10 protein-coding genes are annotated in these 12,381 nt (G+C 42.0%); 7 read left to right on the forward strand and 3 right to left on the reverse strand.

Annotated elements, in window-relative coordinates; genetic code table 11:
* On the forward strand, window positions 1-2,426 hold a 2,426-nt coding region (locus ACXM1Q_RS03005; protein ID WP_458516049.1), incomplete at its 5' end, for a Rib/alpha-like domain-containing protein.
* Between the two features lie 345 nt (window positions 2,427-2,771).
* Here the strand turns inward: ACXM1Q_RS03005 and ACXM1Q_RS03010 are convergent.
* From ACXM1Q_RS03010 to ACXM1Q_RS03020, 3 genes are all read right to left on the reverse strand, one after another.
* Complete coding sequence (locus ACXM1Q_RS03010; protein ID WP_458516051.1) at window positions 2,772-3,464, reverse strand: DUF4956 domain-containing protein; 693 nt, start codon at window positions 3,462-3,464, stop codon at window positions 2,772-2,774.
* A complete protein-coding gene (locus ACXM1Q_RS03015; protein ID WP_458516053.1) occupies window positions 3,445-4,206 on the reverse strand; it encodes a polyphosphate polymerase domain-containing protein in 762 nt (253 codons plus the stop codon). Before ACXM1Q_RS03015 ends, ACXM1Q_RS03010 begins: the two co-directional genes overlap by 20 nt.
* Window positions 4,207-4,274: 68 nt before the next feature.
* Window positions 4,275-5,801 carry an ATP-binding cassette domain-containing protein gene (locus tag ACXM1Q_RS03020; RefSeq protein WP_458516055.1) on the reverse strand — a complete coding sequence of 509 codons (1,527 nt, stop codon included), beginning with the start codon at window positions 5,799-5,801 and terminating at the stop codon, window positions 4,275-4,277.
* A 381-nt stretch (window positions 5,802-6,182) separates the two neighbouring features.
* Between ACXM1Q_RS03020 and ACXM1Q_RS03025 the strand changes: the two genes are divergently transcribed.
* From ACXM1Q_RS03025 to ACXM1Q_RS03050, 6 genes are all read left to right on the forward strand, one after another.
* Complete coding sequence (locus tag ACXM1Q_RS03025) at window positions 6,183-7,400, forward strand: LysM peptidoglycan-binding domain-containing protein (RefSeq protein WP_458516057.1); 1,218 nt, start codon at window positions 6,183-6,185, stop codon at window positions 7,398-7,400.
* 45 nt (window positions 7,401-7,445) lie between these two features.
* Entirely contained in the window at window positions 7,446-8,528 is a 1,083-nt protein-coding gene (locus ACXM1Q_RS03030; protein WP_458516059.1) for a hypothetical protein, read from the forward strand.
* Between the two features lie 87 nt (window positions 8,529-8,615).
* The gene (locus ACXM1Q_RS03035; protein ID WP_458516061.1) at window positions 8,616-9,983 is read left to right on the forward strand and encodes a M20/M25/M40 family metallo-hydrolase; all 1,368 of its coding nucleotides are present in this window, start codon (window positions 8,616-8,618) and stop codon (window positions 9,981-9,983) included.
* 36 nt (window positions 9,984-10,019) lie between these two features.
* Window positions 10,020-10,469: a GNAT family N-acetyltransferase gene (locus ACXM1Q_RS03040; protein WP_458516063.1), complete on the forward strand. Its 450-nt coding sequence runs from the start codon at window positions 10,020-10,022 to the stop codon at window positions 10,467-10,469.
* The gene (locus tag ACXM1Q_RS03045) at window positions 10,466-11,503 is read left to right on the forward strand and encodes an alcohol dehydrogenase catalytic domain-containing protein (RefSeq protein WP_458516065.1); all 1,038 of its coding nucleotides are present in this window, start codon (window positions 10,466-10,468) and stop codon (window positions 11,501-11,503) included. The genes ACXM1Q_RS03040 and ACXM1Q_RS03045 overlap by 4 nt, the downstream gene beginning before the upstream one ends.
* A 522-nt stretch (window positions 11,504-12,025) precedes the next feature.
* Window positions 12,026-12,376: a thioredoxin domain-containing protein gene (locus tag ACXM1Q_RS03050; protein ID WP_458516067.1), complete on the forward strand. Its 351-nt coding sequence runs from the start codon at window positions 12,026-12,028 to the stop codon at window positions 12,374-12,376.
* Window positions 12,377-12,381 lie beyond the last annotated feature (5 nt).

Here is a 12,381-nt window from a genome sequence, read left to right on the forward strand (position 1 = left end):
TGACTTACCCAGATGGATCTCAAGATAAGGTTCCAGTGACTGTTAAGGTTTCTGAAACTCCAACGCAAGCTGAAACCAATGAACCAACCCCGGCAGACCAAACGGTTAAGGTTGGTGAAACCCCAACAGCAGAGAAATCCATCTCTAACTTGCCAGAGTTGCCAGCAGGAACAACAGTTTCCTTTGAAACTCCAGTGGATACAACAACAGCAGGCGACAAACCAGCTACTGTAGTTGTGACTTATCCAGATGGATCTCAAGATAAGGTTACTGTGACTGTTAAGGTTGAAGAGGCTTCAACGCAAGCTGAAACCAATGAACCAACCCCGGCAGAACAGACAGTCAAAGTTGGTGAAACCCCATCAGCAGAGAAGTCCATCTCTAACTTGCCAGAGTTGCCAGCAGGCACAACAGTCTCCTTTGAAAGTCCAGTAGATACTAAGACAGCAGGAGAGAAACCAGCTACTGTAGTTGTGACTTATCCAGATGGTTCAACAGATAAGGTTCCAGTGACTGTTAAGGTTTCTGAAACTCCAACGCAAGCTGATAGTAATGAACCAACACCGGTAGAACAGACGGTTAAGGTTGGTGAAACCCCATCAGCAGAGAAATCCATCTCTAACTTGCCAGAGTTACCAGCAGGAACAACAGTTTCCTTTGAAAGTCCAGTGGATACAACAACAGCAGGCGACAAACCAGCTACTGTAGTTGTGACCTATCCAGATGGTTCAACAGATAAGGTTCCAGTGACTGTTAAGGTTGAAGATCCACGTACAGACGCAGATAAGAACAAGCCGGTTGGTCAAGAACAATCAGTGCTTGTAGGAGCTCAACCAGATCCTAACAAGTCTATTTCTAATCTTCCAGAGTTGCCAGCAGGCACAACAGTCTCCTTTGAAACTCCAGTAGATACTGAGACAGCAGGCGATAAGCCAGCGGTAGTCGTTGTGACCTATCCAGATGGTTCAACAGATAAGGTTCCAGTGACTGTTAAGGTTGAAGATCCACGTACAGACGCAGATAAGAACAAGCCGGTTGGTCAAGAACAATCAGTGCTTGTAGGAGCTCAACCAGATCCTAACAAGTCTATTTCTAATCTTCCAGAGTTGCCAGCAGGAACGAAAGTATCCTTTGAAAGTCCAGTAGATACTAAGACAGCAGGCGATAAACCAGCTACTGTAGTTGTGACTTATCCAGATGGTTCAACAGATAAGGTTCCAGTGACTGTTAAGGTTTCTGAAACTCCAACGCAAGCTGAAACCAATGAACCAACCCCGGCAGATCAAACGGTTAAGGTTGGTGAAACCCCATCAGCAGAGAAGTCAATCTCTAACTTGTCATCTCTACCAGCAGGAACGAAAGTATCCTTTGAAAGCCCAGTGGATACAACAACAGTAGGAGAGAAACCAGTTACTGTAGTTGTGACTTACCCAGATGGTTCAACAGATAAGGTTCCAGTGACTGTTAAGGTTTCTGAAACTCCAACGCAAGCTGATAGTAATGAACCAACGCCAGTAGAACAGACAGTTAAGGTTGGTGAAACCCCATCAGCAGAGAAGTCAATCTCTAACTTGCCAGAGTTGCCAGCAGGCACAACAGTTTCCTTTGAAAGTCCAGTAGATACAACAACAGCAGGAGAGAAACCAGTTACTGTAGTTGTGACTTACCCAGATGGTTCAACAGATAAGGTTACTGTGACTGTTAAGGTTTCTGAAACTCCAACGCAAGCTGATAGTAATGAACCAACACCGGCAGAACAGGCAGTTAAGGTTGGTGAAACACCATCAGCGGAGAAGTCAATCTCTAACTTGCCAGAGTTGCCAGCAGGAACAACAGTTTCCTTTGAAAGTCCAGTAGATACAACAACAGTAGGAGAGAAACCAGTTACTGTAGTTGTGACTTACCCAGATGGTTCAACAGATAAGGTTCCAGTGACTGTTAAGGTTGAAGATCCACGTACAGACGCAGATAAGAACAAGCCGGTTGGTCAAGAACAATCAGTGCTTGTAGGAGCTCAACCAGATCCTAACAAGTCTATTTCTAATCTTCCAGAGTTGCCAGCAGGAACGAAAGTCTCTTTTGAAACACCGGTAGATACAACAACAGCGGGTGATAAGCTAGTTACTGTGGTTGTGACTTACCCAGATGGATCTCAAGATAAGATTGAAGTAACTATTAAGATTGTGACTTCAACAAAACCTGTTGATCCATCTAAACCTGAGGTGAGACCAGAAATGAAACCTCAAGTTTCAGATCAAAAATCTGAGATCAAAGAGTCATTGACTCAAATGAACACTAAATCTATGGACCAAGAAACTCTACCAAACACAGGTGAGGAATCTAATGCAGGTGCTGTAGCTCTTGGTGTCGGAATGCTTCTAGGAGCGGTTGGTCTTAAAGCAAGACGTCGTCGTACAGAAGACTAATCTTTATAGTTTAGTTTTTCTACCTTGAGGTGATTACAAGACTTCCTTTTGCTAGTTGTATAACTAGCAGGGAAGTCTTTTTTTGGTTGTAGTTCTAGAATTTGAACAGTAAAAAATAATGGAAATTCCAATAAATAGACAGTAAACACTTTTCCCTCGGGAGTCTTCCTTTGAGTCCATGACTTTATTGGCAACCCTATCACTGCAGAGCAACTAGCAGAACTCGCTTATAATGGGCTATGTTTATAGGATTGGCAGTTAAAAATGAAATAAGAGTGGCCTTGTCAGGGGCTGTGAGGAATCATTGAACTATAATAAAAGAGCTTGGGTTAGACCTAAGCTCTTTTAAAGTGTTTTGCGTTTTTGTGCGGTTTTGGTAATGGTGATTTCAACGTCTGGATCTAAGGCTGTCAAGGTGTCCATGATAGTCTTATCGTGAATCTCAGCGTCAAACTCAACATCGTATTCGAGAATTAACTGATTGCCTTTTTTCTGAGATTTAAGGGAAATTAATTGGCTATCTGTGTGATGATTGGGGAAGTTTTTTTCTAAAAGTTCATGATAGTCATAGTTACGGGGTAAGGTAATGTGCAGAATTCGTTTACTCCGATTGACCTTGGTAAAACTTGATTTTTCTAAACCAAAGAGCACGAGACAGATTAAAATGGTAAAACAGGTGGCTAGAAGTAAATAGCCCATTCCAGTTGCTAGCCCGATTGCAGTGGCAGTAAAAATGAGTAGGAGTTCTTTTGAACTGGCTGCTGCAGAACGAAAGCGAATAAGGCTGAAGGTACCGGCAACGGCAACTCCGGCACCTAGATTTCCATTGACCATGAAAATAATCATGGCAATGAGGGTTGGAAGCAAAGTCAGAGTCATGACAAATTCTTTAGTGTAGAAGGTGCGATACTTGTAGGCAGTTGCTAAGATGACTCCAAGAATGAGACTTACCAATAAACTGGAGATAAGTGAGAAGATGTTAACGTTTACGGTGTTAGTTGTGGAGGTAAAGACACTATTAAATAGAGTTTCTTGCAAGAGTCAGTTCCTCCTTGTTTAGGGTATTAGCGAGGCGATAAGCCGTTCCATATTTTGAGAAAGATTCTTGTATAATATCGTATGTTTTGAAGATTTCTGTCAACCATTGTGGGCATTCACCAGGAACTTTTACTTCCATAATGACCTTAGAAGGATCTAATAAAGCAGCTCCGAATTTACCTGCGGAAAGAGAAAGGTCCCAATCACGATACAGGAGATTTTGGTCAATAGTAATACGGACATCAGAACCATTTTTACCTCGGAAAGAAATGCGATCATAGTAGATGTACATTTTGGGTTGAATATGACCGTAACGCTTTCGGATAGTTGTTAAATCTGATTGGACTGGCTTCTCTATGTCTAGATCTTGGTATCCGTCAAGGAGAGATAAGCCCGTGCTAACATAGCTTGCAATGGTATTAGCAGTAGCTGTTAAACGATTTTTATAGCCAATGCCATCAATTTTCTTTTTAATCTCTAAAAAGGCTTTACTGGTAGCTTGGGGGTTTGCATCGTAGATGCGCATGCGGACTTTTTCTCGGGCATGTTGTTTAGCAATGGAATCTTGGATAAGGTCAAAGTTTTCGGTATCAAAGTAGATATTGGTGATTGTGGAAGTGGCGTAGGTATCTTCTTCAATATAATCTTTTAAATCTGCCAATAACTGTGGTAACAAACTTTTTTTAATAATATATTTGGTTTCAATCCGTTTAAATTGCTTCTGAATAATCTTGACTGCCATTGGTATTCCCTTTCATTTTTTCTGAAAATAGAATAACGAGTTTGGCTTAAAGCAAACTAAAGGAAAGGTTAAAGAAAACTAAAAGGGATTTCTTCTAGTCCCTGAGGAGTGACTCGATAAAGTTTGTCACAAACTTGGGAGAGAAAGCGGCGATCATGGGAAACACAAATGAATCCCCCTGGGTACTGTTGGAATACTTGGCGAACTTCGGGTTGAGAGGTTGGGGAGAAGTTGCGGCTTGGTTCGTCAAGAATTAGAAAGTTTGCTTCATCTAAAACCATCTTAGCTAGTAAGACCTTGGCTTGTTGACCTCCTGATAAATCTTTGATGGCTTGGTGCATTTCATCACGGCTAAATTGGAGGTTGGCTAGGTAGGTTTGCGCCTGCCCTGTTTGCTGAGTTTGAAGAAATTTGAGTGGACTGGATTCCATATCTAGGAAAAGCTTATAGTCTTGGGGCATATAGCCTAATTGTAGATCAGATTGATGCTGCAGTTTCTGGTAGATGATATTTAATAAGGTAGATTTACCTACCCCATTTGCACCAATCAAACCAATTTTTTCTTGTCCGCGTACTTGTAGGTTGACCTCACGGATGAGAGTTTGATCTTGTTGTTTTAGTTGAGGCTGATTTAAATCAAGGATAATTTTAGATTTGGGGAGTGGTTGAATATTAGAAAAGAAAATTTCAATCGTCTCTTCGTTAAGAGGTCTTTCTGTCAGTTGTTCTCGCTGGCGCTCAAGATTTCTTTCTTTAGAAAGGACACTTTTCATTTTTTTGGCAGCCAATCTTCCCGCGGTAGCGTCGTGGGTATTGAGGACATTGTGACGAACCTGAGATTTTTGACGTTGATGACGCTGGAGTGCTTTATCAAACTCCTTGCGATCATTTTGTGCTTGCTTTTGCTGTTTGTAGTAGGCAGCTTTTCGCTCTTCCCGATAGGCTTGGTAATCCAAGTGTTGAACAGTTGTTTGCGCCATTTTTCGTTTTTTAAAGGATTCTAAGTGAATGATCTTAGTGGCTAGCTTTTCTAAAAATTGTTCGTCGTGGGATACAAAAAGGATAGCTTGTGGACACTGGGCTAGGTAATTTTCTAACCAAATAAGGGTTTCTAAGTCTAAGTCATTAGAGGGTTCGTCCATGAAAATGATATCACTCGGAATCGAGAGGGTCTTTAGGAGTTGTACCTTGAGTTTTTCGCCGCCCGATAAAGATGCTAGGGTCTGGGAGCTCGCAAAACGTTCGCTGTTAAAATGAAGTTCCTCTGCAAGCCGGTATAAGACGGCGTAATCTAAATCAATCTCCGAATCTGCAAAGAAGTATTCATTTAAGGTGAGCTGTTCGAACTTAGGGTCTAGTTGCTGGGGAATATAAACAGAGGCAGCATAATCTCGTTGAATGTGACCACTGATTTCTAAATAAGGAGTTAGCGTTTGATCGCCTAGCAGGACTTTTAGAAGACTGGATTTACCATTTCCTTCCTCACCGATAATACCGATTTTATCACCAGCTTCGACGATGAGGTTGAGATCGGAAACTAGTGTCCGAAGATTTTTAGTCTGTGTTAGAGTTAATTTTTGAACTTGAAGCAGCATATAGGGTCCTCCTTTGTATGAAAAAAGCACACTATCTCATCTAGTAGTGTGCAGAGTCCAAGTCAAAAAGACCACTATTAAATAGGGGATTGGACAGATAGAACAAGTAAACTACTAAATAAGATAAGATTTAGTGAAATTTACTTGTTCATATCCATGGGCAATCACCTCGCTTGTTTTCTTAGCTCATAGAATATCACGGGAGGCAAAACAAGTCAAGAAGAAATTAGCATGAATTATTACTAGTTTGTAGAAATGTATCATATGTTACAGAAAATTACAGGAGTAACACAGTATTTTTAAGATGAGCTTTAGGTGCTTTTTTTCGAAAAAAATTATGATAGGATAGAGTTATAAAGTTTAGAAAGAGAACGAGACAACATGAAATTCAATAAAAAAATTATTCTTGCATCCAGCTTGCTTCTTTCAGTATTTGCTGGAAATAATGATACGCAAGCGACGGAACAAGATGGGAACTGGACTCCACGTACAACGGAACAAATCCGTGATAACCTAGTTCGTGAGAATGACACCTTAGTTTATACAGTTCAATATGGAGATACTCTTGGACAAATCGCTGAAGCTATGGGTGTTGATATGGCAGTCCTAGCTCGTTTGAACCAGATTGAAAATGTCAATGTTATCCAACCAGGAATGTTGCTTCGTGTAACGGTGAATGCTAATAATCAACCATTAACTTTTGAAGTGATTAACCCACAAGTGGAGGGACCTGCTTCTCATGTGGCAAGTGTTGATTTGACAACTCAAGAAATCTATACGCAAGACCAGGTGATTCCAATGTCACAAACGGTTGCAACAATTGTAGAAGAGGATAAGGGTCCTACTTATATGGCGACTCAACCGCCAGCAGTAAACCCAGCCTTAGAGCAAGCTTCTGAAGTTGTAAATACGAACTTTGTGGCGGCAAGTACTGATTCCGAAGTTCCTGCTGCTGAAACTTCTGCAGTGTCTCCAGCTCCTGTAGTTGAAGATAATCAGGCAGCACCAGTTGTAGAAGCTCCAGCGCCTGCACAACCAGCACCTGCTCCAGCTGTAGAAGCTCCAGCGCCAGCTCCTATTGCTGAAACTCCAGCACCAGCAGAACAGCCTGTTGAAGAAGCGCCTCAACCAGCTGAAGAATTGCTTGCAGATCATGATCATGATCATTCCCATGATGTAGTTGAGACTCCGGATCAGCCTGTAGAACAACCGGTAGCTGAACCTTCAGCACCAGCTCAAACGGTTACACCGGTTGATACTTCTGGTCTTCAGCCAGTTGCAGCTAACTTCATGCAAGATATTGCAAATCAGTTTGGAATCACGGATTATTCAAAATTCCGTGCTGGTGACCAAGATCATGGACGTGGACTTGCGGTAGATGCAATGGTCTACAACGATGCAGCTCTTGGTAATCAAGTTGCTCAATATGCTGTTGATAACATCAATAATGCAAACATTTCTTATATTATTTGGCAACAACGTTTCTATTCACCAGTGAATAATATTTATGGTCCGGCTAATACTTGGAATTTAATGCCAGATCGCGGTAGTGTAACAGCTAACCACTATGACCACGTACACGTGTCCTTTAACGGATAAGAAAATGATGCAGCCAGCTTTTGCTGGCTGTTTTTTGGAGGTTTCATGGCAGATTTAAGAGATATGTATACGGAGGAGAAGTTAAAAGAGATTGCGGCTGTTTTTGAGGCAGTTGAATCTACATTTCCGACTGCCACATTTTTAACGGATGTTCAGAAAAATGGGTGGGAAGAGCTCACTCTGAGGGAGCGCCATGAGCGTTTGGCGCGTGTATTGATGGTATGTTTGGCACGTCCTTTTCATCAGGTTGCTCCTTTTTTGCAGGAGGTGGGCTCCAAAGTTCAAGGTTTTACTTGGTTGTTTCTTCCAGATTTAGTTGCTCTTTTTGGGTTAGAGGATTTTCAGGCTTCTATGCAGACACTTGAAGTTTTAACGGAGTCGTCTTCAGCGGAGTTTGCCATCCGCCCTTTTTTGATGTTGGATTTTCTTAATACTTTTGAGCAAATGAAGTCTTGGGCAGTGTCTCCGAATGAGCATCATCGACGTTTAGCAAGTGAGGGCTTGCGTCCAAATTTACCTTGGGGTAAAAAAATTCCAGGTTTAGATCAGTATCGGCTTCAGATTTGGTCGTTACTAGAAACATTAAAGGGGGATTCTTCTCTTTATGTTCGAAAGTCTGTAGCCAATCATTTAAATGACTGGACACGGATTCATCCAGACCAAGTGTTAGATTTGTTGGAATCCTGGCAGGGATCTTCCAAGGAAGCGGATTGGATCATCAAGCGAGCTGCGAGAAATTTGCTAAAGGCCGGACATCCACGGGCACTTGCTCTTTTTGGCTATGAGAGCCGGCAGGATGTGGAGCGGGTCTTTTGGTCTTTTTCCAATCAGATTGAAAGTGGAGAACACATGGTTCTGGACTATGAGGTTCAATTGACGCAAAAGGGGCCTTTGCGTTTGGAGTTGCAAGTGGATTTTATGAAATCGAATGGCAAGCAGTCGTCCAAAACGTTTATGCTCAGAGATCGGGAGGCAACTATTTTACAGGGGCAGTGGACTTATGACTGGGTGGATAAAACCACACGGAAACATTGGAATGGTCAGCATAGCTTGCGTTTGCTTTTAAACGGTCAAGTGTTGGATGAAGGTTGGATTGAGGTTTCTGGATTTGACCATAAGAAAAAATGATGAGCTTCTTCAAAGATGGTAATTGGTCAAAGTTGGTTCTCTATGTTAGGATAATAGTATTGAAATCATGAAAGTGAAGGGATGACCATGTCTGAAGATAAGTTGCGAATTTTTGAGGAAGACGCCATTATTAAAGAGTACTTTGAAAAATTAAAAGTATTGGTTTCCAAGAAATCTATTTTTGCTCAGCAAATAGGACTTTTGGATGTTGCAAGTCTTTTGCGAGAATATTTTTATGAAGCAGGAGCGGATGAGGTTGTTTTGGATGCTTCTTATGCAGCGCCTTTTGTGATGGCTAAGTTTTTATCGAATCGACCTGATGCTAAGACCTTAATTTTTTATAATCATTACGATACAGTTCCTGCGGATGGAGATCAGATTTGGACTGGGAAGCCATTTGAAGTTAGTGTGCGGGATGGTTTTATCTATGGTCGCGGTGTTGATGATGATAAGGGGCATATCACAGCTCGTCTTTCCGCTCTCAAGAAGTACCAAGCAGAGTCTGGTGGTAGTCTTCCGGTCAATGTGATTTTTATTGTTGAAGGTGCAGAAGAGTCAGCTTCTGTCGATTTGGAGCGTTATTTAGACAAGTACAAAACAGACTTAGTTGGGGCAGATTTGCTAGTCTGGGAGCAAGGGCATCGGAATCAACTACACCAGTTAGAGATAGCGGGTGGTAACAAGGGGATTGTGACCTTTGATCTCCAGGTGGATTCCGCAGCCTTGGATATCCATTCTTCCTATGGAGGGGTCATCGATTCTGCTTCCTGGTATTTGGTATCAGCTCTTCATTCGATGAGAGCGGCTGATGGTCGTATCTTGATTGATGGCATTTATGATCAGGTTCGAGAGCCGAATGAACGAGAATTGGCTTTGGTTGAGTCACATGCCTTAGCCAATCCGGAGTCAGTTACAGAGCTTTATGGCTTGACTTTGCCAGTTTTAGTGGAAGAACGTCGTGAGTTTTTAAAACGTCTTTATTTTGAACCTTCTATCACCATCGAAGGACTTTCCACGGGTTACTTGGGCCAAGGAGTTAAAACAATTATTCCAGCTCAAGCCCAAGCTAAAATGGAAGTTCGTTTAGTTCCTGGTTTAGATCCGTATGATGTATTGGAGAAAATCCGATTACATTTAGCGAAACATGGTTTTGAACAGGTTCGAGTTACCTTTACCTTAGGTGAGAAGAGCTATCGCAGTGATATGTCAGCACCGTCAATCCTTAGAGTTATTGAGTTGGCAGAGCAATTGACTCCAGAAGGAGTAGCAGTTTTACCGACCTCACCAGGGACAGGACCAATGCATACGGTATTTGAAACTTTAGGGGTGCCAATTGCAGGTTTCGGAATGGGGAATGCGAATAGTCGCGATCATGCTGGGGATGAAAATGTTAGCATTGCCGACTATGTCAGTCATGTGGAACTCGTTCAGGCTTTGATTGCAAGTTATGAATAAAAGGTAGGTGGCTTAGGCCGCCTTTTTGAAAGAAAGATGATACGAAAAGCAAGTACTGAGGATTTGGATAAGATAGTCGCTATTTGGTTGGCAACGAATTTGGAGGCTCATGAATTCATTGAGGCTTCCTATTGGCAGGACCAACTTTTACATGTTGCTCAAGCTATAGATGCAGCGGAAGTTTATGTGGCTGAGGATTTTGGATTTATTCAGGGCTTCATTGGCCTCCAAGATTCCTATGTGGCTGGTTTGTTTGTGGCTCAGGAATTTCAAGGACAAGGGGTGGGGAGCCAGCTCTTACGTTTTGCGAAAGAGAAGCGGTCGCCCTTATCCCTTTCTGTTTTTGAAAAAAATGAAAAAGCAATAACATTCTATGAAAAGCAAGGATTTCAAGTTGTAAAAAGAGATATGGATCCTGCAACGGGGCAGGGACAAGTTTGGATGTCCTATGAGAAAATAGATAAAAATGGAGAATCAAGAATATGAAATTGGCAGTTTATACAAAACCAGGTCAAGTAGGCCTTGTAGAGAGTGAGAAGCCTCAGATTGAGGATAGTCAAGATGCGATTATTCGAATTGTGAGAACTTGTGTCTGTGGTTCTGATTTATGGCGCTATCGAGATGAGACGATGCAGCCTGGAACTCGGAATTCAGGTCATGAGGCGATTGGTATTATTGAAGAGGTTGGCTCTGATATTACAACCGTAAAACCAGGAGATTTTGTGATTGCTCCGTTTACCCATGGTTGTGGGAATTGTGATGCCTGCCGTGCTGGATTTGATGGGACATGTGATCGCCATATTGGAGATAACTGGTCTGGTGGTGTTCAAGCAGAATATATCCGATTTCAATATGCGAATTGGGCTTTGGTGAAAATTCCAGGTCAGCCTTCAGATTATTCAGAAGGTATGCTTAAATCTCTATTAGCCTTAGCGGATGTGATGCCGACTGGTTACCATGCGGCGCGTGTGGCTAATGTGAAACCAGGAGACAAAGTCGTTGTTATTGGAGATGGTGCTGTAGGTCAATGTGCAGTAATTGCAGCTCGAATGCTTGGGGCGTCGCAAATTATTATGATGAGCCGTCATGCAGATCGGCAGGCTTTGGCACTTGAATTTGGCGCAACGGCAATTGTTGCGGAGCGAGGTGCAGAAGGAATTGCTAAGGTTCGAGAGATTTTAGGTGGTGGAGCAGATGCTGCCTTGGAATGTGTTGGAACGGAAGCATCGATTGACCAGGCTCTAGGTGTTTTGCATAATGGAGGCCGAATTGGTTATGTGGGAGTTCCCCATTATGACAAGCATTCCTTGGGTTCGACTTTTGCCCAAAATATCATCATTGGAGGAGGTGCAGCCTCCGTCACAACTTATAATAAACAGGTGCTTTTAAAGGCTGTTTTAGATGGTGAGATCAATCCAGGAAAAGTCTTTACAACATCTTATCCTTTGGAAGAGATTGATCAAGCTTATCAGGATATGGATCAGCGGAAGTCTATCAAGTCTCTCTTAATCTTGGAGTAGAGAACGAGTCGGGAGAGCGGGCAAGGATTTAGTAAAGTCTAGCTGGAGCTCATAGTCCCGCCTAGCCTGTTTAGAAGCTGTATTAAAGAATGAATATTGAGCAACCAAGAGACTGGAACTTTTAACCAGTCTCTTTGTCGTACCGCAAGAATCGGTAGCTTTTTTGATGATTCTGGTTCGTTTATACATATCTATTTATAGCTAGGTGCTTGTCATTCTTGTCATCTATAACAGTTCGTAGTGGGTTATCAAATCTTCTTACAGATGGTGGAGACTTCGGTGGAGGCTGCTCACGTCCACACTACTTAGAATGAGGACCTGTTTATTGGAAATATTTAACATGAAAACTAGAATTGTAGCTAGTTATACGTATCACTCTGCTTTGAATTGAAATTCACTTGCTTCCTAGATTTGAACCCGTTTTTCAAATTTCCGAGACTAATTTGAACCTACTAGAAAATCTACATCCTTGAATTTTAAGGGGGCTTCCTATAAAATATAAGAAAAAGAAGGGGAAGACAAATGGATTTTAAACAGGCAGTGGCTCATTTTAAACAGATGCTGACCAAAGAGGTGGAGGATAAGATTGCCTCTGGTGAAAAATTGGTGCTCTTTATTGGACGGGAATCTTGTCCATATTCTCGATTTTTTGCTCCCAAATTAGCACAAGTACAAGTAGAACAGCAATTGGAGGTCGCTTTTTTAGACAGTGAAAATTTAGCGGACTGGCATGATTTACAAGCTTTTAGAGCAAAGTATCAAATTGTGACAGTACCGGGATTATTAGTAGCCGAGAATCAACAAGTTGCAGTCATTTGTGATTCATCCTTGTCACCGGAAGCTATAGCTGCTTTCATTGGTACGAAAAACTAGGAGGA

The sequence above is a fragment of the Streptococcus sp. 10F2 genome, from assembly GCF_054331515.2.

Coding starts and splice junctions, on each gene's coding strand:
- ACXM1Q_RS03045 (WP_458516065.1), top strand. CDS start 10,466: ATGAAATTGGCAGTTTATACAAAACCAGGTCAAGTAGGCCTTGTAGAG.
- ACXM1Q_RS03020 (WP_458516055.1), bottom strand. CDS start 5,801: ATGCTGCTTCAAGTTCAAAAATTAACTCTAACACAGACTAAAAATCTT.
- ACXM1Q_RS03015 (WP_458516053.1), bottom strand. CDS start 4,206: ATGGCAGTCAAGATTATTCAGAAGCAATTTAAACGGATTGAAACCAAA.
- ACXM1Q_RS03035 (WP_458516061.1), top strand. CDS start 8,616: ATGTCTGAAGATAAGTTGCGAATTTTTGAGGAAGACGCCATTATTAAA.
- ACXM1Q_RS03040 (WP_458516063.1), top strand. CDS start 10,020: ATGATACGAAAAGCAAGTACTGAGGATTTGGATAAGATAGTCGCTATT.
- ACXM1Q_RS03050 (WP_458516067.1), top strand. CDS start 12,026: ATGGATTTTAAACAGGCAGTGGCTCATTTTAAACAGATGCTGACCAAA.
- ACXM1Q_RS03025 (WP_458516057.1), top strand. CDS start 6,183: ATGAAATTCAATAAAAAAATTATTCTTGCATCCAGCTTGCTTCTTTCA.
- ACXM1Q_RS03030 (WP_458516059.1), top strand. CDS start 7,446: ATGGCAGATTTAAGAGATATGTATACGGAGGAGAAGTTAAAAGAGATT.